This is a genomic window from Luteimonas campi, from assembly GCF_051162505.1.
Classification (GTDB): domain Bacteria; phylum Pseudomonadota; class Gammaproteobacteria; order Xanthomonadales; family Xanthomonadaceae; genus Luteimonas.
The window spans coordinates 285210-304840 of record NZ_JBNWEM010000002.1 but is presented as its reverse complement, the minus strand read 5'-3'; the positions used below and the strand labels follow the sequence as shown (position 1 = coordinate 304840).

Sequence of the window (19631 nt, the reverse complement as noted above, 5' to 3'; positions counted from 1 at the left end):
GTCAGGCCGCGGGTGGGCTGTCGACGGGCGCGCCGTCCGGGTCGTCCAGCAGCGCCTGCCACCCTGCGAATCCGAGCCCCCGTACCGTGGCGATATTGCGCTCGATGATCGCGTCCGGCTCCGGATAGGCCTCGACCGCGCGGTCGACGCTGTCCTCGCGCAGCAGGTGCAGGATCGGATACGGAGCGCGGTTGGTGAGATTGTCGACCTCGTCCGGCGCGCTGTCGGCGAACTGGTAGTCGGGATGGAAGCTCGCCACCTGCAGCACCCCGTCCAGCGCCATCGTCTCGACCAGGGCGTCGGCCTCATCGAGAAAGTCGTTGTAGGCCAGGAAATCGCCCAGCACCAGCGGATGCACCAGCAGGGTGGTATCGATGGCCGCGGCCGGCGTGTCGCGCAGCAGCGCCAGCTCTTCGCCCAGCTGCTCGAGCAGCGCGCGCTCGGTGCTGGCGTCGCTCACCACGATCCGCACCTGGCCTTTGGCGTAGACCGCCTTGGCGAAGGGGCAGAGGTTGAGGCCGATGACGGCGCGCTCGAGCCAGCGCCGCACGGCGCGCTCGACCAGCGCCTGGTCGAAGTCCGGCTCAGTCACGGAAGTTGTCGAACTGCAGCGGCAGCTCGAAGTCTTCGCCGCGCAGCAGCGCGATCGCGGCCTGCAGGTCGTCGCGCTTCTTGCCGGTCACGCGCAGCTTGTCGCCGTTGATCTGGCTGTCGACCTTGAGCTTGGCGTCCTTGAGCTTGCCCTGGATCTTCTTGGCCAGCTCGCGCTCGATGCCCTGCTTCACGGTGACCTTCTGCCGCGCGCCGGCGACGTTGGTGTCGATGTCCCCGAACTCCAGGCAGCGCGCGTCGATCTTCCGCGCGATCAGGCGCGCGCGCAGGATGTCGGTCATCTGCTGCAGCTGGAACTCGCTGGGCGCGGACTGGGTGATCACCGCGTCCTCGCGCACGAACTTCGCGTCCACGCCCTTGAAGTCGAAGCGGGTGGACAGTTCGCGGTTGGCCTGGTCGACGGCGTTGATCAGTTCGTGGGTGTCGACTTCCGAGACGATGTCGAAGGAGGGCATGGCGGGACTCGAGGAAAACGGGGGGAATGGGGCGTCGTCCCGCGCGGGACGACGTGGATCGACGGCAGCGCCCGGGCAGGCGGCGCGCTGCCGCGTGCGCCGGGCGCTAGGTTACCCCACAGTTGCGCCCGCAACGGATGCGCACGCGCCTGCCAGCCCGTAACGTGTCGCGCCTGCCTGTGCCGACGTGCCGTTGCGTGAACCCATCCCCCATCATCGCCATCGTCGGCAGCGCCGGCACCTACGGCCGCTGGCTGCGCGGCTTCTTCGAACGGCGCATGGGCCTGCGCGTGCTCGGCCACGATCCCGGCGATCCCGGCAGCGATGCGCCCGAGGCGCTGCTGGCGCAGGCCGACGTGCTGCTGTTCGCCACGCCGATCCGGCAGACGCCGCAGGTGATCGACGAGTACGTGCGCCGGTCGGCCGGACGCGAGGCGGGCCGGCTGTGGCTGGACATCACCTCGATCAAGCAGGCGCCGACCGAGGCGATGCTGCGGTCGCGCGCGGAAGTGGCCGGCCTGCACCCGATGACCGCTCCGCCCAAGGCGCCGACCCTCAAGGGCCGCGTGGTGGTGGTGTGCGAAGCGCGGCTCGACCGCTGGCGGCCATGGCTGCAGGGCCTGCTCGACGCGCTGGAGGGCGAATACGTGCACGCCAGCGCCGAGCGCCACGACCGGATGATGGCGCTGGTGCAGGCGATGGTGCACGCCTCGCACCTGGCGCAGGCCGGCGTACTGGGCGAGTACGCCGACGAACTGGGCGGGCTGCAGGCGATCCTGCCGTTCCGCTCGGCCTCGTTCGAACTCGATGCCGCGATCGCCGCGCGCATCCTGTCGCTCAACCCGGCGATCTACGAAGAGATCCAGTTCGGCAACCGCCATGCGGCCGAGGTGCTGGACCGGCTGCTGGCGCAGTTCACCGAACTGCGCAGCCTGGTCAGCCAGGGCGACGACGCGGCACGCGCCCGCTTCCGCGAACGCTTCCTGCACAGCCGCGACAGTTTCGGCGCGCAGGCCCTGGCCGAGGGCAATTACGCCTACGAACGGGTCGGCTACCTGCTCGCCGACCTGGTCACCCGGCGCTACGCCAGCGTGCACCTGCCCGAGGACCGGCCCGGTTCGCTGCGCACGCTGCTGCACGTGTTCGAGCGCCACGGGGTGAGCCTGGAATCGATCCATTCCTCGCGCACGCCGGCCGGCGAGGTGCATTTCCGCATCGGCTTCGTCCGCGGCACCGATCCGGCGGCGCTGTCGATGGCGGTGGCCGAGATCGACGCCGATGGCCTGGGGCATGTGCTGGAGGCCGGCTGAGCGGTGGCGGATGCGGCATCATGCGCATCTCCCTTCCGTCGGGCCCGACCCATGATCCCCGCCTATGCCGCCCAGGCCGCCGGTTCGCCGCTGGCGCCCTTCGCGATCGAGCGTCGCGCCCCCGGGCCACGCGACGTGCAGATCGACATCCTCTACTGCGGCGTCTGCCATACCGACATCCACCTCGCCCGCGACGAGTGGGGCGGGGCCATGTTCCCGATGGTGCCGGGCCACGAGATCATCGGCCGCGTTTCTGCGGTCGGGGCACGGGTCGAGCGCCACCGGGTGGGCGATGCGGTCGGCGTGGGCTGCTTCGTCGACTCCTGCCGCGCCTGTCCGCAGTGCCACGCCGGCCAGGAGCAGTACTGCGACGAGGGCATGACCGCCACCTACAACTCGCACGAACGGCTCAGCGGCGCACCGACCTACGGCGGCTATTCGACCCGGATCGTGGTCGACCAGGACTATGTGCTGCGGATTCCCGACGGCATCCCGCTCGATCGCGCCGCCCCGCTGCTGTGCGCGGGCGTGACCACGTGGTCGCCGCTGCGCCACTTCGGCGTGGTCGCCGGCCACCGCGTGGCGGTGATGGGCCTGGGCGGACTCGGCCACATGGCGGTGAAGCTGGCGGTGGCGATGGGGGCCGAGGTCACGGTGCTGAGCACCAGCGCGTCCAAGCGCGCCGACGCCCTGGCCCTGGGGGCGCAGGATTTCGCCACCACCGGCGACGGGCGCGCGTTCAAGAGCCATGCGCGCCAGTTCGACCTGATCATCGACACGGTTTCGGCGCCACACGACTACAACGCCTGCCTGGGCCTGCTGAAGGTCGATGGGACTCTGGTGCTGCTGGGCATACCCGAACCCGCACCGCTGTCGGCCTTCCCGCTGGTGTCCAAGCGCCGGCGCATCGCCGGCTCGCTGATCGGCGGCATCGCCGAGACCCAGCAGATGCTGGAGTTCTGCGCCGTGCACGGCATCGCCGCGGATATCGAACTGATCGCAGTGGACCAGATCAACGAGGCCTATGAACGGATGCTGCGCGGCGACGTGCGCTACCGCTTCGTGATCGACACCGCTTCGCTGGGACGCTGATGCGCCCGCAGGAACTGCGGCCCGGCGCGGCGGCCGCGTGGATGCTGGTGGCCGGCGTGCTGTTCGCGGTCATGGACGCGGGCATGAAGTGGCTCGCCGCGGACTACCCGCCGTTCCAGGTGGCCGCGCTTCGCAGCCTGTCGGCGCTGCCGCTGGTGGTGGTCTGGATCCTCGCGCGTGGACGCGCCCACACGCTGCTGCGGGTGCACTGGCCGCTGCACCTGCTGCGCGGCCTGCTGAGCGTGGGGATGATGGTCGGATTCGTCTACGGCCTGGCGCGCATGCCGCTGTCGACCGCCTACGCGATCGTGTTCGTGGCGCCCCTGATGATCACCGCGCTGGCGGTGCCGCTGCTGGGCGAGAAGGTCGGGCCGCGCCGCTGGACCGCGATCGCGCTCGGCCTGGTCGGGGTGCTGGTGGTGTTGCGTCCCACCGGCGGCGGCATGGCCACCACCGCCGGGCTGGTGCTGGTGCTGGCCGCGCTGTGCTATTCGATCGCCGCGATCACGGTGCGCAAGCTCGCGATGCGCGACAGCCCGGAGGCGATGGTGTTCTGGTTCCTGGCCCTGTTGGCGGTGTTCGCCGGCACCGTCGCCGCCTTCGACTGGCATCCGGTCCAGGCCGGCCACCTGTGGGTGATCGGCCTGGTCGGGCTGACGGGTGCGCTGGGCCAGGTCGCGCTGACCCATGCCTTCCGCATCGGCGAGGCCAGCCAGATCGCGCCGCTGGAATACGCCGCGCTGCTGTGGGTGGTGCTGATCGACCTGACGGTCTGGCAGGCGCTGCCCGACGCCAAGACCTGGCTGGGCGCGGCCATCATCGTCGCCAGCGGCCTGTACCTGATCCGCCGCGAGCGCGTGGTGGGTGCGTCGCAGGAAGCGGGTGCGGCCCAGACCCCGCCACCCTGAGCCTGCATCGCCAGCGCCACTGACGGCCTGGAGGCCATCGCTGTGAGCCATCGCAACGCCACCGTCCCTGCACCGCATGCCGGCCTGGCTGCAAGGCCGATTCGAACCGCCGCCCCGGGCGCCCGCCCATGCCCCTGCTGCTGATTCCCGCACTGCTGCTGTGCTTCGTGGTCCTGTTGCTGCTGCTGTGGCCGCTGGGGCTGTGGCAACGCTATCGCGCCGGCCGCGCACGCAGGCGGGCGCGGCCGGGCTGGGTGACGTTCAACGCCGCCGGCCTGCTGCTGTCTTCGGCGTTGTTCCTGGCGGGCGCGGCTTTTGCGGGGATCTGGATCGGGGGCGCGGCCTGGAACGCGGGCGTCGGCCTGGTGGCCGGGCTGGCGACAGGTGCGGTGGGGCTGTGGCTGGCGCGCTTCGAGGCGGGCAATGGCCAACTCCACTACATCGCCAATCCCTGGCTGGTGCTGGCGCTGACGCTGCTGGTCGCCGCGCGCGTGGCTCTGGGCGCATGGCAGGCCTGGCATCGCGCCTGGGAAGGCTTGCCCGCCCCCGTCCCATGGCCGTGGCTGGCGGAGCCGGCCAGCCTGTGGGCGGTGGGCGGGCTGCTGCTGGGCTACCACCTCGCGTTTGCGCTGGGGCTGCGGCGAAAGCTGCGACGCCTGGGCATGCTGCGGCGGCGCTGAAGCGGGACAAAAGACAACGGGCCCCGAAGGGCCCGTTGCGATGGCGCAGGTCCGCTCGGTCGGTCAGAAGCGCGCGCCGATACCGAAGCCGATCGTCCATGGGTCGAAGCCGACGTCGCGCTCGACCGTCTCGCCCGCGACCTTGACGTCGGCATCGCCGTCCAGGTAGCGCGCATCCACGCGCGCGAACCAGGTGGGGTTGATGTTGATGTCGACACCGGCGGTGCCGATCGCACCCTTGGGCGTGGTCATGCTCACGTGCTCGCCGCTGCCGATCGACTCGTCGCTGATGTTGGTCTGGTGGTAGCCCAGGCCGAGGAACGGGCGGAACGTGTTGTCGGCCGAGCCGAAGTGGTACTGGCCGCTCAGCGCGATCGGCTGCGCGTCGACCGTGCCGAGGTTGCCGGCGTCGCTGCGCACGCGATGGTTGAACTTGTCGGCCGCGCCCCAGAGCTCGACGCCGACGTTGTCGTTGACATGCCAGGTCGCGCTCAGCGTCGGCGCGACATCGCCGCGGACTTCGGCGCCCAGCGGATCGGCATCGGGTTCCATGATGGTGGCGCTGCCGACCACGGAGAAGCGCTTGCCGGAAGCGGTGTCGCTGTCCTGGGCAAAGGCGGTCGGGGCGACCAGGAGGGCGGCGATGGCGGCGGAAAGGCCGTAAAGACGCATGGACTGCATGGGGGAACTCCTCAGTGGTTGTTTTGTGCGCCCTTGAGGTGGGCGGCGCCTAACGTAGGCAGCGCTCCATGAATGCATGCCGCTGCGTGCGATGAACCCGCGCCCGGCGTCGGGCTGGGGTTCATGCGGGTGATTGCACGCGTCGGAGCGCGTTGGCCGCCGCAGTCGCGGAAAACCGCGTGGCGATGCGGGCTGCGCGGGCGCATCGACACCGCGTCGACATATTTCCCCGGCGCAAGATGTGAAAGGTCAAGCCTGCCGCATGGTTCGTGCGGCGGACGCTCGCGCGAGCGGGCGGCCAGTACCTCCTTGGGATCGACACGGAGGGTGCCGGCACATGTTTCAGTCGCAACCATGCGCGGAACACTGGCGGCGGCTCGACTGTGCGCAGGCGTATCGCGCGCCGCGCGCGGGCAGCGTGCACCCGCGTTGCGCAGCAGATGCCGCCGTTTGCCGGTGCGCTGCGGCGGCGGGCGCAGCGGGATCCCACGCGAGGTTGGCGGCAGGGGGCCGTACCGCCACAATAGGAATCCCCTTGCGCCTGGAGAGGGCCGGATGGCCGAGCTCAAAGAATCCCGTGTCCCCGATATCGGCGGCTACGACGATGTCCCCGTCATCGAGGTGCTGGTCGCGGTGGGCGACACGGTGGCCAAGGACCAGGGGCTGGTCACGCTGGAGTCGGACAAGGCGACGATGGAAGTGCCGTCCGCGCACGCCGGCGTGGTGAAGGAACTGAAGGTCAAGGTGGGCGATACGATCTCCGAAGGCGGACTCGTTGCCGTGATCGAAGCGGCCGGCGACGGCGATGCCGCCACGCCGCCAGCACCGAAGGCGGCCCCCGCTCCCGCTGCCGCAGCGCCGGTCCCGACGCGCGCCAAGGAACCTGATCCGGTGGTCGAGCCGGTCGCCGTGGGCGATCGTCCCGATCGCCTGGCCCAGGCCTCGATCGATGCCCAGGCCGGGCAGGCGCCTACCTCCGGCCAGCCGCCGCTGCGGTTCGAGGCCGACGCGCTGATTCCCGGCAAGGTGCCCTACGCCAGTCCCGCGGTGCGCCTGTTCGCGCGCGAGCTCGGGGTGGATCTGGGCCGGGTGGACGGCAGCGAAAAGGGCGGCCGGATCACGAAGGAGGACGTGCAGAAGTTCGTCAAGGGCGTGATGTCCGGCGCGACTGCGGCTCCGGCCGGGGCCCCGGTCGCCGGCGGCGCTGGTCTCAATCTGCTGCCATGGCCCAAGGTCGACTTCGCCAAGTTCGGCGAGATCGAGGAAAAGCCGCTGCCGAGGATCAAGAAGATCTCGGGCGCCAACCTCGCGCGCAACTGGGCGATGATCCCGCACGTCACCCAGCACGACGATGCCGACATCACCGACCTCGAGGCGCTGCGCGTCGCGCTCAACAAGGAGAACGAGAAGGCCGGCATCAAGCTCACCATGCTCGCCTTCCTGATCAAGGCCAGCGCCAATGCGCTGAAGAAGTTCCCGGACTTCAACGCCTCGCTCGATGCCTCGGGCGAGACGCTGACGCTCAAGAAGTACTTCCACATCGGCTTCGCCGCCGACACGCCCAATGGCCTGGTGGTGCCGGTGGTGCGCGATGTCGACAGGAAGGGCGTGATCCAGATCGCGCAGGAAACCGGCGAACTGGCGAAGAAGGCGCGCGACGGCAAGCTCGGCCCGGCCGACATGTCCGGCGGCTGCTTCTCGATCAGCTCGCTCGGCGGCATCGGCGGCACCGCGTTCACGCCGATCGTCAATGCGCCTGAAGTCGCGATCCTGGGCGTGTCGAAGTCTTCGATGAAGCCGGTCTGGGACGGCAAGGCCTTCCAGCCCCGCCTGGTGCTGCCGCTGTCGCTGAGCTACGACCACCGCGTGATCGACGGCGCCGCGGCGGCGCGCTTCACGGCCTACCTCGCGCAGCTGCTCGCGGACATGCGCCGGGTGCTGCTGTAGCGCCTGCCAGATGGACCGGACGCGCTGCGCGTCCGGCCCGGCATCCACGTTGCGCGACGGGGCGGGCCAGCCCGCCCGACAAAGGAACAGAGCATGGCGAACACGGTTGAAGTGAAGGTCCCCGACATCGGCGGCTACGACGATGTCCCGGTCATCGAGGTGCTGGTGGCGGTTGGCGACACGGTGGCCAAGGACCAGGGGCTGGCGACGCTGGAATCGGACAAGGCGACGATGGAAGTCCCGTCTTCGCATGCCGGCGTGGTGAAGGAACTGAGGATCAAGCTCGGCGACACGGTGTCGGAAGGCAGCGTGGTGATGGTGCTGGAGGTGGAAGGCGCATCGGCGGAAGCGGCGCCTGCGCCCGCGCCTGCCAAGCAGGCGGGCCAGGCGACCGCCGCAGCGCAGACGGCCCCGCCGCCCGCTCCGGCAGGTGCCGGCGACCGCCAGGACGGCGCCGCGGGTGGCGGCCTGGTCGAGGCCACCGTGCCCGACATCGGCGGCTACGACGATGTGCCCGTGATCGAGGTGCTGGTGTCGGTCGGCGATACCGTGGCCAAGGACCAGGGCCTGGTCACGCTGGAATCCGACAAGGCGACGATGGAAGTGCCGTCCTCGCACGCCGGGGTGGTGAAGGAGCTCAGGGTCAAGGTGGGCGACACACTGTCCGAGGGCGCCGTGGTCGCGCTGATCGAGGCCGAGGGCGATACCCCTCCGTACGCGCGCCCCGCAGACAAGGTCGCGCCGGGCAGCAAGCCCCCGGTGGCGCCCTCGCACCGCACCCCCGCAGGCCCGGCGCCCGAAGCGGCCGCGGCGTCGGGCCGCAAGGCCGACGTGGAGTGCGCGGTGGTGGTGCTGGGTGCAGGTCCCGGTGGCTACACGGCCGCGTTCCGTGCCGCCGACCTCGACCTGGACACCGTGCTGGTCGAACGCTACGCCTCGCTGGGCGGCGTCTGCCTCAACGTGGGCTGCATCCCGTCCAAGGCCCTGCTGCATGCGGCCGACGTGATCGACCAGGCCGCGCACGCCAGCGACTACGGCGTGGACTTCGGCAAGCCGAAGATCAACCTCGACACCCTGCGCGGCTACAAGGAAAAAGTCGTCGGCCAGCTCACCAAGGGCCTGGCCGGCATGGCCAAGCAGCGCAAGGTGCGCGTGCTGCAGGGCACGGGCAAGTTTGTCTCGGCCAACGAGCTCGAGGTCACCGGCGACGACGGCAAGACCCAGCTGCTGCGTTTCGGCCAGTGCATCATCGCCGCCGGTTCGCAGGCGCTGAAGCTGCCGGGCTTCCCCTGGGACGACCCGCGCATCATGGATTCCACCGATGCGCTCGACCTCGCCGACGTGCCCAAGAAGCTGCTCGTCGTCGGTGGCGGCATCATCGGCTTGGAGATGGCCACGGTCTATCGCGGCCTCGGCAGCGAGGTGACGGTGGTGGAGCTGGCCGACCAGCTGATGCCGGGCGCCGACAAGGACCTGGTCAAGCCGCTCGCCGACCGCCTGAAGAAGCAGGGCGTCGCCACCCACCTCAAGACGAAGGTGGTGGAAGCCAAGGCCGGCAAGAAGGGCATCGAGGTCAGCTTCGACGGCGAGAACATCCCCGAGGGCAAGCTGTTCGATCGCGTGCTGGTGGCCGTGGGCCGTGCACCGAATGGCAAGAAGATCGACGCCGACAAGGCCGGCGTGCGCGGCACCGAGCGCGGCTTCATCGAGGTCGACGCGCAGATGCGCACCAACGTGCCGCACATCTTCGCCATCGGCGACATCGTCGGGCAGCCGATGCTGGCCCACAAGGCGACCCATGAGGGCAAGCTCGCGGCGGAAGTCGCGGCCGGCCACAAGAAGGAGTGGGTCGCGCGGGTGATTCCGTCGGTGGCCTATACCGATCCCGAGATCGCGTGGGTCGGTGTCACCGAGACGGAGGCCAGGGCCAAGGGACTCAAGGTCGGCGTGGGCAAGTTCCCGTGGGCGGCCTCTGGCCGTGCCATCGGCCTGTCGCGCACCGAGGGCTTCACCAAGCTGGTGTTCGACGAGGCCACCCACCGGATCATCGGCGCAGGCATCGTTGGCGTGCACGCAGGCGAGCTGATTGCCGAGGCGGCGCTGGCGATCGAGATGGGCTGCGAGGTCGCCGACATCGGCCACACCATCCATCCGCATCCCACGCTCAGCGAGTCGGTGGCGATGGCGGCCGAGGTGTTCGACGGCACCATCACCGACCTGTACCTGCCCAAGAAGAAGTAGCGGCGGAATCCGCCGCGGAGGAGCCGTCTGGTGTTGCGCCGCGGCTCCTGCGTGGTCTGGATCTTGCCGATCTGGAGTGTCTTCCCGCGTGGCGTGTGGAAAGCCGCTGCGTGCATGTGCCCGGTGCGACGGCTACGGACGCCCCTGGGTGCGAATGTCCCCCGGCGACGGCCTGCGGCCCTCGCCTCCTCCTTGATTTCGCACCCAGGGACATCCGCATCCGTCGTGGTGGGATCCTCGCGCGCCCAGGCAGCTCGCCGTCGCCACTGCCGCCTCTTTTTGGCTAGCGCATCTTTGGCGGCAAGCCTTGGGATTTGCTTCCCCGCGGCCTCCAGGGGCCTGATGCGGCCTTTGCTTTCCGCCCAGTGCCCTCGAATGGGGAGGCATCGCAGCATCAGGAACGGTGAGTCGCGTCCCGGCGACCGGGGGTCGCGACAAGCAAAACATGGATGTTTTGCGCGCGAGTCAGGACATGGATGTCCTGACCGAGCGAAAAGCGACCCCCGGTCGCCGGGACGCGGCGTCGGCCCGAAGGCGGGGACCATCTGGTAGGGACATCTCCACAATCGTGTCCAACTCCTCTTTCGAGTAGGAGCAGAACCAAAAGAAGCCCCGGCACGGGCCGGGGCTTGGTGGCCCGGGGGATCGACGAGGGTGATCGCGGGCCTGCATGGGTGGACCCGGGCTGTCCGGCGAAGTTCCCGGGGCCGTGGCCCGCCGCCTTGATGCCAGCCAGGGGGATCCGACAGGCCCTTCAGGTTGTGCGCTGCAACACATTGCCGTTCAAATGCGGCCCTTGCTATAATTTTGCGGCTTTGCCGGGCCGTTTCCCTCGGCCAACCCTCCGACGACCAGAGGCACGGGCTTTGCGCGATCCCATCTCCGCTCACCGGCGCGCACTCGCGCAGGCAGTGGTGCCGCAGGTGATCGCGACGGCCCTCGCAGCGGTCGCCGCCTGGCTCATGCAGGGCGGGGCGTGGTCGCTGGGGGTGCTGGCCGGCGGGGCGGCGGTCATCGCCGGAGGCTGGTTGTCCACGCGCCTGGCGCTGGGCGGCGGCGTCGGGCCCGGAACCACGGCGCTGCTGCGGCTGATGGCCGCCATGCTGGCGAAGTGGGTGGTGGTAATTGCCGTGCTGTTGGCGGCGGTGGCATGGGCCGGCTGGCCGCCTGCGGCGGTGTTGGCGGGAACCCTTGTCGCACTGGTCGCCCAGGTCGTGGCGCTGGCGCGGCGTTGATCCAGAGCAGTCATCAACAGGACGAGTCGAGACATGGCGGGCGAGTCGGAACTGACCCCAACCAGCTACATCCAGCACCATCTGCAGAACCTGACCGCACAGGTCGGCGAGGGCGGCTTCTTCACGATCAACGTGGACACGCTCGCCACTTCCGTGACGATGGGCCTGTTCATGGTCTTCATCTTCTGGCTGGCCACGCGCAAGGCCACTGCCGGCGTGCCGGGCAAGTGGCAGGCCTTCGTCGAGATCATGCTCGAGTTCGTCGACCGCCAGGCCCGTGACACCTATCACGGTACGAGCAAGCTGGTCACGCCGATCGCGATCACGCTGTTCTTCTGGATCCTGCTGATGAACATGCTCAAGTTCATCCCGGCGGATTTCATCGCCAAGCCGCTCGAGCTGCTGGGCGTGCCCTACTGGAAGCCGGTGCCGACCGCCGACGTGAACGCCACGCTCGGCATGTCGATCAGCGTGTTCTTCCTGATGCTGTTCTTCGCGCTGCGTGCCAAGGGCATCGGCGGCTTCAGCAAGGAGTTCCTGACCGCGCCGTTCGGCAAGTGGATGATGCCGTTCAACCTCATCCTCAACATTGTCGAGTGGCTGAGCAAGCCGATTTCGCTGGCGATGCGACTGTTCGGCAACATGTTCGGCGGCGAGATCGTGTTCCTGCTGATCTGGGTGCTCGGCGGCGCCAGCATCCTCGGCCTGCTCGGCGGCGCGCTGTTCGGCCTGGGCTGGATGATCTTCCACCTGCTGGTGATCCCGCTGCAGGCCTTCATCTTCATGATGCTGTCGATCGTCTACCTGAGCCTGTCGGAAGACGCGCACTAAGAGTTCCGCTTTCGTTCCACGCCATCCTTCACCCTTACCAAGCTCGTTGTTTCGGAGAAAACCATGGAAACCGCACTGACCGCCCTCGCTTCCGTCCAGGCTTCGACCGTTCTGGCCATCGGCATCATGATCGGCCTGGCCGCGCTCGGCGCCGGTCTGGGCCTGGCCATCATGGCCGGCAAGTTCCTCGAGTCGGCCGCGCGCCAGCCCGAGCTGATCCCGGTGCTGCAGGTCCGCATGTTCATCACCGCCGGCCTGATCGACGCCGCGTTCATCATCTCGGTCGCCGTCGGCCTGCTGTTCGCCTTCGCCAGCCCGTTCCTGGTCGGCGGCCTGGCCCCGTAACTGTCGGTCTTCGCACCGACGGCGCCTCCGGCGGACCTGCTTGGTCCGCCTGGCGGCATGTGGGTAGCCCCGGCCATCCGGCCGGCGGCGCCCTGAGTACAGGCAGAGCGCATCAATGAACCTCAATCTGACCCTAATCGCCCAGGCCCTGGCGTTCGCCGCCCTGATCTGGCTGATCGCCAGCAAGATCTGGCCGCCGCTGCTGGCGGCGATCGAAGAGCGCCAGAAGAAGATCGCCGAAGGCCTCGCGGCCGCCGACCATGCCCAGAAGAACCTGGCGCAGGCCGAGGAAAAGGTCGCCGAGGAGCTCAAGGCGGCCCGCGCCAAGGCCAACGAGATCATCGAGCACGCCCACCAGCGCGCCAACCAGATCGTCGACGCCGCCAAGGCCGAGGCGCTGCTGGAAGCCGCGCGCCTGAAGGCGGCGACGCAGAGCGAGATCGAGGCCGCGACCACGCGCGCCCGCGAAGACCTGCGCCGCCAGGTGTCGACGCTGGCCGTGGCCGGCGCCGAGAAGCTGCTGCGCCGCGAAATCGACGCCAACGCCCACAAGGCGCTGCTCGACGAGCTGGCCGGCGAACTGGCGGCCGAGGCGGGCTGATCCGATGAGCCAGGCCCTCACGCTCGCCCGTCCCTACGCCCGCGCTGCGTTCCTGCTGGCGCGGGAGGCCGGGGCGCTCGCGCCCTGGTCGCAGGCGCTGGCCTTCTCGGCGCGCATCGCCGCCGATCCGCAGGCGGCAGGCGTCCTCGGCCACCCCTCGCTCAAGCGCGAGCAGGCCGTGGCGCTGCTGGCCCCGCAGGCGGAGCTGGCCGGCTTCGGCGACTACCTGTCGCTACTGGCCGACAACCGCCGGCTGGCCCTGTTGCCGGAGATCGCCGGGCTGTTCGAGGAACTGCGCGCCGACGCCGAGCGCGTCGTGCGCGCCAAGGTCACCTCGGCGATGGCGATGCCGGAGGCCGAGCTCGACAGCATCCGCGCGGCGCTGCGCAAGCGCTTCGGCCGCGAGGTCGAGCTGGAGACGGCGGTCGACGCGTCGCTGATCGGCGGCGCGGTGATCGACGCCGGCGACGTGGTGATCGACGGCTCGCTGCGCGGCCGGCTCTCGCGTCTGCAGTCGGCGCTGGCAGGATGAAGCCGGGGTTCGGGATTCGGGATTGGAGATTCGGAAGAGCGAGCGCTGCTTCCCCAGATCCCCAATCCCGAGTCCCGAATCCCAAAACGCAATCGAAGCGGTGAACCGCACGCTGCGGACCACCTCCAAGGAAACGAAGATGGCAACCACCACGCTCAACCCGTCCGAAATCAGCGAGCTCATCAAGAGCCGCATCGAGAACGTCAAGCTGTCCGCGGAAGCGCGCAACGAAGGCACCGTGACCTCGGTCTCCGACGGCATCGTGCGCATCTACGGCCTGGCCGATGCGATGCAGGGCGAGATGATCGAGCTGCCCGCTGCCGAAAGTGGCACGCCCACCTACGCGCTGGCGCTGAACCTCGAGCGCGACTCGGTCGGCGCGGTGGTGCTGGGCGACTACGAGCACCTGCGCGAAGGCGACGTGGCCAAGACCACGGGACAGATCCTGTCGGTGCCGGTCGGCCCCGAGATGCTCGGCCGCGTGGTGAACGCCCTGGGCGAGCCGATCGACGGCAAGGGTCCGATCGACGCCAAGCTCACCGCCCCGGTGGAGCGCGTGGCGCCGGGCGTGATCTGGCGCAAGTCGGTCGACCAGCCGGTGCAGACCGGCTACAAGTCGGTGGACGCGATGATCCCGATCGGCCGCGGCCAGCGCGAGCTGATCATCGGCGACCGCCAGACGGGCAAGACCGCGATGGCGATCGACGCGGTGATCAACCAGAAGGGCACCGGCATCAAGTGCGTCTACGTCGCGATCGGCCAGAAGGCCTCGACCGTGGCCAACATCGTGCGCAAGCTGGAAGAGAACGGCGCGCTGGCGCACACCGTGGTGGTCGCGGCGACCGCGTCGGAGTCGGCCGCGATGCAGTACATCGCCGCCTACTCGGGCTGCACCATGGGCGAGTACTTCATGGACCGCGGCCAGGACGCGCTGATCGTGTATGACGACCTGTCCAAGCAGGCCGTGGCCTACCGCCAGATCTCGCTGCTGCTCAAGCGCCCGCCGGGCCGCGAAGCCTACCCGGGCGACGTGTTCTACCTGCACAGCCGCCTGCTCGAGCGCGCCGCGCGCGTCTCGGCCGAGTACGTCGAGAAGTTCACCAACGGCGAGGTCAAGGGCCAGACCGGCTCGCTGACCGCGCTGCCGATCATCGAGACCCAGGCCGGCGACGTGTCCGCGTTCGTGCCGACCAACGTGATCTCGATCACCGACGGCCAGATCTTCCTGGAAACCGACCTGTTCAACGCCGGCATCCGCCCGGCCGTGAACGCCGGCATCTCGGTGTCGCGCGTCGGCGGCGCCGCCCAGACCAAGATCATCAAGAAGCTGTCCGGCGGCATCCGCATCGCCCTGGCCCAGTACCGCGAACTTGCGGCGTTCGCCCAGTTCGCCTCCGACCTGGACGACGCGACCCGCAAGCAGCTCGAGCGCGGCCAGCGCGTCACCGAGCTGATGAAGCAGAAGCAGTACCAGCCGATGTCGATCGCCTACCAGGCGCTGTCGATCTACGCGGTGGACAAGGGCTACATGGACGACGTGCCGGTCAGCAAGGTCCTGGCGTTCGAAGAGGCCCTGCACGCGCATTTCGCCAACACCCAGGGCGCGCTGATCGAGCGCATCAACGGCAGCGGCGACTGGAACGACGAGATCGAAGCGGCCTACAAGGCCGGCATCGAGGACTTCAGGAAGACCGGCTCGTACTGAGCCGGTGTGTCGGGTCGTTCGCGACCCGTGATGGTTAAGGCAACAGCAGGTGGCGGTGGTCGGGATTCGTATCGGATCGCCGGCCACCGATCGCCAATCACCGCGAGCGGAGCGAGCTAGATGGCTGGTGGAAGGGAAATCAAGACCAAGATCAAGAGCGTGCAGAACACCCGCAAGGTGACGCGCGCGCTGGAGATGGTCTCGGCCTCGAAGATCCGCAAGGCCCAGGACCGGATGAAGGCCTCGCGCCCCTACGCGCGGGCGATGAAGCAGATCATCGGCCACCTGGCGCAGGCGAATACCGAGTTCCAGCACCCTTACCTGGTCGAGCGCAAGGACATCAAGCGCGTCGGCTACGTCATCGTTTCGTCCGACCGCGGCCTGGCCGGCGGCCTGAACAACAACCTGTTCCGCAAGCTGCTGGTCGAGATCCGCCAGTGGCAGGAAAAGGGCGTCGAGGTGGACGTGGTGACCATCGGCCAGAAGGCCGCCGTGTTCTTCCGCCGGCTCAAGGTCAACATGCTGGCCAGCGTGGCGCACCTGGGCGACCAGCCCGAGGTCGAGCAGCTGGTGGGCGTGGTGCAGGTGATGCTCGAGGCCTACGACGCCAGCCGGCTGGACAAGGTGTTCCTGGTCTACAACGACTTCGTCAACACCATGACCCAGCGCGCGGCGTTCGACCAGCTGCTGCCGCTGCCGGCGTCGGAGACCGCGGTCGCCAAGCACGACTGGGACTACATCTACGAACCCGATGCCGAGCGCGTGCTGGCGCACGTGCTGACGCGCTACATCGAGTCGCTGGTGTACCAGGCGGTGATGGAGAACGTGGCGTCCGAGCACGCGGCGCGGATGGTGGCGATGAAGTCGGCCAGCGACAACGCCACCAAGCTGATCGACACGCTGAACCTGGTCTACAACAAGGCCCGGCAGGCGGCGATCACCCAGGAAATTTCCGAAATCGTCGGCGGCGCGGCGGCGGTCTGACCGCGCCACCACAGAATTCAATTAGAGGAATGCAGCAATGAGTCAGGGCAAGATCGTTCAGATCATCGGCGCGGTCGTCGACGTGGAATTCCCGCGCAGCGAAGTGCCGAAGGTGTACGACGCGCTGAAGGTGCAGAACACCGCGATCACGCTCGAGGTGCAGCAGCAGCTCGGCGACGGCGTCGTGCGCACGATCGCGCTCGGCTCCACCGACGGCCTGAAGCGCAACCTGGTGGCCGAGAACACCGGCCGCGCGATCTCGGTGCCGGTCGGCACCGGCACGCTGGGCCGCATCATGGACGTGCTGGGCGCGCCGATCGACGAGGCCGGCCCGGTCAAGGCCGACACCACGTGGGAAATCCACCGCGCGGCCCCGTCCTACGAGGACCAGTCCTCGACCACCGAGCTGCTGGAAACCGGCATCAAGGTCATCGACCTGATGTGCCCGTTCGCCAAGGGCGGCAAGGTCGGCCTGTTCGGCGGCGCCGGCGTGGGCAAGACCGTCAACATGATGGAACTGATCAACAACATCGCGACCGAGCACTCGGGCCTGTCGGTGTTCGCCGGCGTGGGCGAGCGTACCCGCGAAGGCAACGACTTCTACCACGAGATGCAGGAGTCGGGCGTCGTCAACATCGCCGAGCCGGAGAAGTCGAAGGTGGCGATGGTGTACGGCCAGATGAACGAGCCGCCGGGCAACCGCCTGCGCGTCGCGCTGACCGGCCTGACCATGGCCGAGTACTTCCGCGACGAAGGCCGCGACGTGCTGCTGTTCGTGGACAACATCTACCGCTACACCCTGGCCGGTACCGAAGTGTCGGCGCTGCTGGGCCGCATGCCGTCGGCGGTGGGCTACCAGCCGACCCTGGCCGAGGAGATGGGCGTGCTGCAGGAGCGCATCACCTCGACCAAGACCGGTTCGATCACCTCGATCCAGGCCGTGTACGTGCCCGCGGACGACCTGACCGACCCGTCGCCGGCGACCACCTTCGCCCACCTCGACGCCACCGTCGTGCTGAGCCGCAACATCGCCTCGCTGGGTATCTACCCGGCGGTCGACCCGCTCGACTCCACCTCGCGCCAGCTCGACCCGAACGTGATCGGCCACGAGCACTACGACACCGCGCGCCGCGTGCAGGCCACGCTGCAGAAGTACAAGGAGCTCAAGGACATCATCGCGATCCTGGGCATGGACGAGCTGTCGGAAGACGACAAGCTGGCCGTGGCCCGCGCGCGCAAGATCGAGCGCTTCTTCTCGCAGCCCTTCCACGTCGCCGAAGTGTTTACCGGCTCGCCCGGCAAGTACGTGTCGCTGAAGGAGACGATCCGCGGCTTCAAGGGCATCGTCGAGGGCGAGTTCGACCACCTGCCGGAGCAGGCGTTCTACATGGTCGGCACCATCGACGAGGCGGTCGAGAAGGCGAAGAAGATTTCCGCGTAAGCGGGAATCTTCGTGGGATTCGGGATTCGGAATTAGGGATTCGGAAAAGCGGGCACCGGTTTGAGGTCGAAGAGGGTCGAGCGCGGCACTGCCGTTGCGAATCCCGAATCCCGAATCCCGAATCCCGTTTCCGAGCGTAGCGAGGAAACAATGTCTACCATCCGTTGCGACATCGTCAGCGCCGAGGCCGAGATCTTCCAGGGCGAGGCCACGCTCGTGGTCGCCACCGGCGAGATGGGCGAGCTCGGCATCGCGCCGCGCCACGCGCCGCTGATCACCCGGCTCAAGCCGGGCAAGGTCGTGGTGACCCGGCCGGACGGCAGCGTGCTCGACTTCGCCATCGGTGGCGGCATCCTCGAGGTGCAGCCGCAGGTGGTGACGATCCTGGCCGACACCGCGATCCGCGCCGACGAGATCGACGAGGCCAAGGTGCGCGCCGCCAAGGAAGAGGCGGAGCGCGTGCTGGCCGGCCGCGGCGAGGCGATGGACGTCGCCGAGGCGCAGCAGAAGCTGGCCGAGGTGATGGCCCAGCTCTCGGCGCTGGAGCGCCTGCGCAAGAACCTCAAGCACTGAGCGAACGCGCAGCGCAGCTTGACGGGACGCCGGCCTCGCGCCGGCGTTCGCGCATCCGGGCCAGGCGGCGCGTTTCCGCGCGCTGCGACGTAACGCGTCCGCGGCAGCCGATGGCTGCGGATGCCGCGGCGGGCCGGCCACGCGCGAGCGGCCTGCTTCCCGCGCCGCCGATAACGGCCGGATCGGCGCCTGTGGTGTCCGCCCTGCCGAAGCGCAGCCGGCAACGCGGCGCCGATGTACACGCGATTGCGACACAATGCGCCATCACGGATCCGGGGGAGCGCGCGATGGCGAACGCACACTGGCGTTGGACCTGTCCGCTGGCCGCGATGCTGGCGACATGCCTGCTGGCGGCGCCGGCGATCGCCGCAGAGCGCCCGCGTGCGCGCGAGGCGGGCGTGGTCATCGGCGTGCTGCCGACCGGACCGCGCAACGCCATCGTCGACGTGGCCGGCGTGGCGGTCGGTCATGCGACGGTGATCGAGGGCGAGCGCATCCGCACCGGCGTCACCGCGATCCTGCCGCATCCGGGCGACCTCTACCGCGAGCGCGTGCCGGCGGCGATCGTGGTCGGCAACGGCTACGGCAAGCTGCTCGGCATCACCCAGGTCGACGAACTGGGCGAGCTGGAAACGCCGATCCTGCTGACCGGCACGCTGGGCGTCTGGCGCGCGGCCGATGCGCTGGTCGACTGGCAGCTCTCCCGCCCCGGCATGGAGCAGGTGCGGTCGCTCAACCCGCTGGTCGGCGAGACCAATGATGGCTACCTCAACGACATCCGCGCGCGCCCGCTGCGCCCGGAGCACGTGCGCCAGGCGCTGGACACGGCCTCTACGGACAACGTCGCGGAGGGGGCCGTGGGCGCGGGGACAGGCACGGTCGCGTTCGGCTGGAAGGGCGGCATCGGCACCAGCTCGCGGCGCCTCGCCCCCGCCCAGGGTGGCTACACGGTCGGGGTGTTGGTGCAGAGCAACTACGGGGGGCGGCTGACAATCGCGGGCGTCGCGCTGGACCAGCTGCAGCCGCCGCGCCTTGCCGCGCGCGACATGCCGCCGGCCAGCGGCGACGGCAGCATCATGATCGTGGTCGCCACCGACGCTCCCCTCGACGCGCGCCTGCTGCGGCGCCTGGCCACGCGCGCACTGCTGGGCCTGGGGCGCACCGGCTCGTCGATGAGCAACGGCTCGGGAGACTACGTGATCGCCTTCTCCACCGCCGCAGGCCCGGGCCGGGAACGCGAGAATGAGGAAACGGCGCGGCCGCTGCTGGCGAACGAGGCGATGACGCCGCTGTTCGACGCGGTGGCCGAGGCCACCGAAGAGGCCATCGTCAATTCGCTGTTCCGCGCGCGCGACATGGACGGCCACCGCGGCACGGTGCCGGCGCTTCCGCTGGACCGGGCGCTGCCGCTGCTGCGCGCCGGGAGATCCGCACCAGGGCGATAGCGCGCCGCGGCGG

General features: G+C 69.2%; 19 protein-coding genes. 16 read left to right on the top strand and 3 right to left on the bottom strand.

Annotation, left to right across the window (positions count from 1 at the left end; translation table 11 throughout):
• Position 1: 1 nt before the first annotated feature.
• Entirely contained in the window at positions 2–592 is a 591-nt protein-coding gene (locus ACQYVW_RS06445; protein ID WP_434946400.1) for a DUF1415 domain-containing protein, read from the bottom strand.
• Complete coding sequence (locus ACQYVW_RS06440) at positions 585–1067, bottom strand: YajQ family cyclic di-GMP-binding protein (RefSeq protein WP_434935735.1); 483 nt, start codon at positions 1065–1067, stop codon at positions 585–587. The genes ACQYVW_RS06445 and ACQYVW_RS06440 overlap by 8 nt, the downstream gene beginning before the upstream one ends.
• Positions 1068–1264: 197 nt before the next feature.
• Here ACQYVW_RS06440 and ACQYVW_RS06435 point away from each other — a divergent pair, with 197 nt between their 5' ends.
• From ACQYVW_RS06435 to ACQYVW_RS06420, 4 genes are all read left to right on the top strand, one after another.
• A complete protein-coding gene (locus ACQYVW_RS06435; protein ID WP_434935734.1) occupies positions 1265–2377 on the top strand; it encodes a prephenate dehydrogenase in 1113 nt (370 codons plus the stop codon).
• Positions 2378–2428: 51 nt separating this feature from the next.
• Positions 2429–3469, top strand: a complete 1041-nt coding sequence (locus ACQYVW_RS06430; protein ID WP_434935732.1) for an NAD(P)-dependent alcohol dehydrogenase — start codon at positions 2429–2431, stop codon at positions 3467–3469.
• Positions 3469–4377, top strand: a complete 909-nt coding sequence (locus ACQYVW_RS06425; protein ID WP_434935730.1) for a DMT family transporter — start codon at positions 3469–3471, stop codon at positions 4375–4377. The genes ACQYVW_RS06430 and ACQYVW_RS06425 overlap by 1 nt, the downstream gene beginning before the upstream one ends.
• Positions 4378–4505: 128 nt before the next feature.
• Positions 4506–5057 (top strand): DUF1453 domain-containing protein, encoded by a 552-nt coding sequence (locus tag ACQYVW_RS06420; RefSeq protein WP_434946399.1) that lies wholly within the window; start codon positions 4506–4508, stop codon positions 5055–5057.
• 63 nt (positions 5058–5120) lie between these two features.
• Here ACQYVW_RS06420 and ACQYVW_RS06415 read toward each other — a convergent pair whose 3' ends face one another.
• Positions 5121–5738, bottom strand: coding sequence for an OmpW/AlkL family protein (locus ACQYVW_RS06415; RefSeq protein ID WP_434946398.1), 618 nt, complete (start codon positions 5736–5738; stop codon positions 5121–5123).
• 555 nt (positions 5739–6293) lie between these two features.
• Here ACQYVW_RS06415 and ACQYVW_RS06410 point away from each other — a divergent pair.
• The 12 genes from ACQYVW_RS06410 to ACQYVW_RS06355 all read left to right on the top strand — a co-directional run bounded on the left by ACQYVW_RS06410 (position 6294) and on the right by ACQYVW_RS06355 (position 19618).
• Entirely contained in the window at positions 6294–7685 is a 1392-nt protein-coding gene (locus tag ACQYVW_RS06410) for a dihydrolipoyllysine-residue acetyltransferase (protein ID WP_434946397.1), read from the top strand.
• Positions 7686–7778: 93 nt separating this feature from the next.
• Positions 7779–9926 carry a dihydrolipoyl dehydrogenase gene (gene lpdA, locus ACQYVW_RS06405; protein WP_434946396.1) on the top strand — a complete coding sequence of 716 codons (2148 nt, stop codon included), beginning with the start codon at positions 7779–7781 and terminating at the stop codon, positions 9924–9926.
• A gap of 866 nt (positions 9927–10792) precedes the next feature.
• Entirely contained in the window at positions 10793–11161 is a 369-nt protein-coding gene (locus ACQYVW_RS06400; protein ID WP_434946395.1) for a hypothetical protein, read from the top strand.
• Positions 11162–11194: 33 nt separating this feature from the next.
• Positions 11195–11992 carry a F0F1 ATP synthase subunit A gene (atpB, locus tag ACQYVW_RS06395; protein WP_434935031.1) on the top strand — a complete coding sequence of 266 codons (798 nt, stop codon included), beginning with the start codon at positions 11195–11197 and terminating at the stop codon, positions 11990–11992.
• Positions 11993–12055: 63 nt separating this feature from the next.
• Positions 12056–12337, top strand: coding sequence for a F0F1 ATP synthase subunit C (gene atpE / locus ACQYVW_RS06390; protein WP_013534007.1), 282 nt, complete (start codon positions 12056–12058; stop codon positions 12335–12337).
• Positions 12338–12452: 115 nt separating this feature from the next.
• Positions 12453–12938 (top strand): F0F1 ATP synthase subunit B, encoded by a 486-nt coding sequence (locus tag ACQYVW_RS06385; protein ID WP_434935033.1) that lies wholly within the window; start codon positions 12453–12455, stop codon positions 12936–12938.
• A 4-nt stretch (positions 12939–12942) separates the two neighbouring features.
• Complete coding sequence (locus ACQYVW_RS06380; RefSeq protein ID WP_434935035.1) at positions 12943–13470, top strand: F0F1 ATP synthase subunit delta; 528 nt, start codon at positions 12943–12945, stop codon at positions 13468–13470.
• Between the two features lie 139 nt (positions 13471–13609).
• A complete protein-coding gene (gene atpA, locus ACQYVW_RS06375) occupies positions 13610–15175 on the top strand; it encodes a F0F1 ATP synthase subunit alpha (protein ID WP_434946394.1) in 1566 nt (521 codons plus the stop codon).
• 120 nt (positions 15176–15295) lie between these two features.
• Positions 15296–16159: a F0F1 ATP synthase subunit gamma gene (gene atpG, locus ACQYVW_RS06370; protein ID WP_434946393.1), complete on the top strand. Its 864-nt coding sequence runs from the start codon at positions 15296–15298 to the stop codon at positions 16157–16159.
• Positions 16160–16196: 37 nt separating this feature from the next.
• Entirely contained in the window at positions 16197–17600 is a 1404-nt protein-coding gene (atpD, locus tag ACQYVW_RS06365) for a F0F1 ATP synthase subunit beta (RefSeq protein ID WP_434946392.1), read from the top strand.
• Positions 17601–17750: 150 nt separating this feature from the next.
• Complete coding sequence (locus ACQYVW_RS06360) at positions 17751–18173, top strand: F0F1 ATP synthase subunit epsilon (protein ID WP_434935043.1); 423 nt, start codon at positions 17751–17753, stop codon at positions 18171–18173.
• A gap of 287 nt (positions 18174–18460) precedes the next feature.
• A complete protein-coding gene (locus ACQYVW_RS06355) occupies positions 18461–19618 on the top strand; it encodes a DmpA family aminopeptidase (RefSeq protein ID WP_434935045.1) in 1158 nt (385 codons plus the stop codon).
• The last annotated feature ends 13 nt before the right edge of the window (positions 19619–19631 follow it).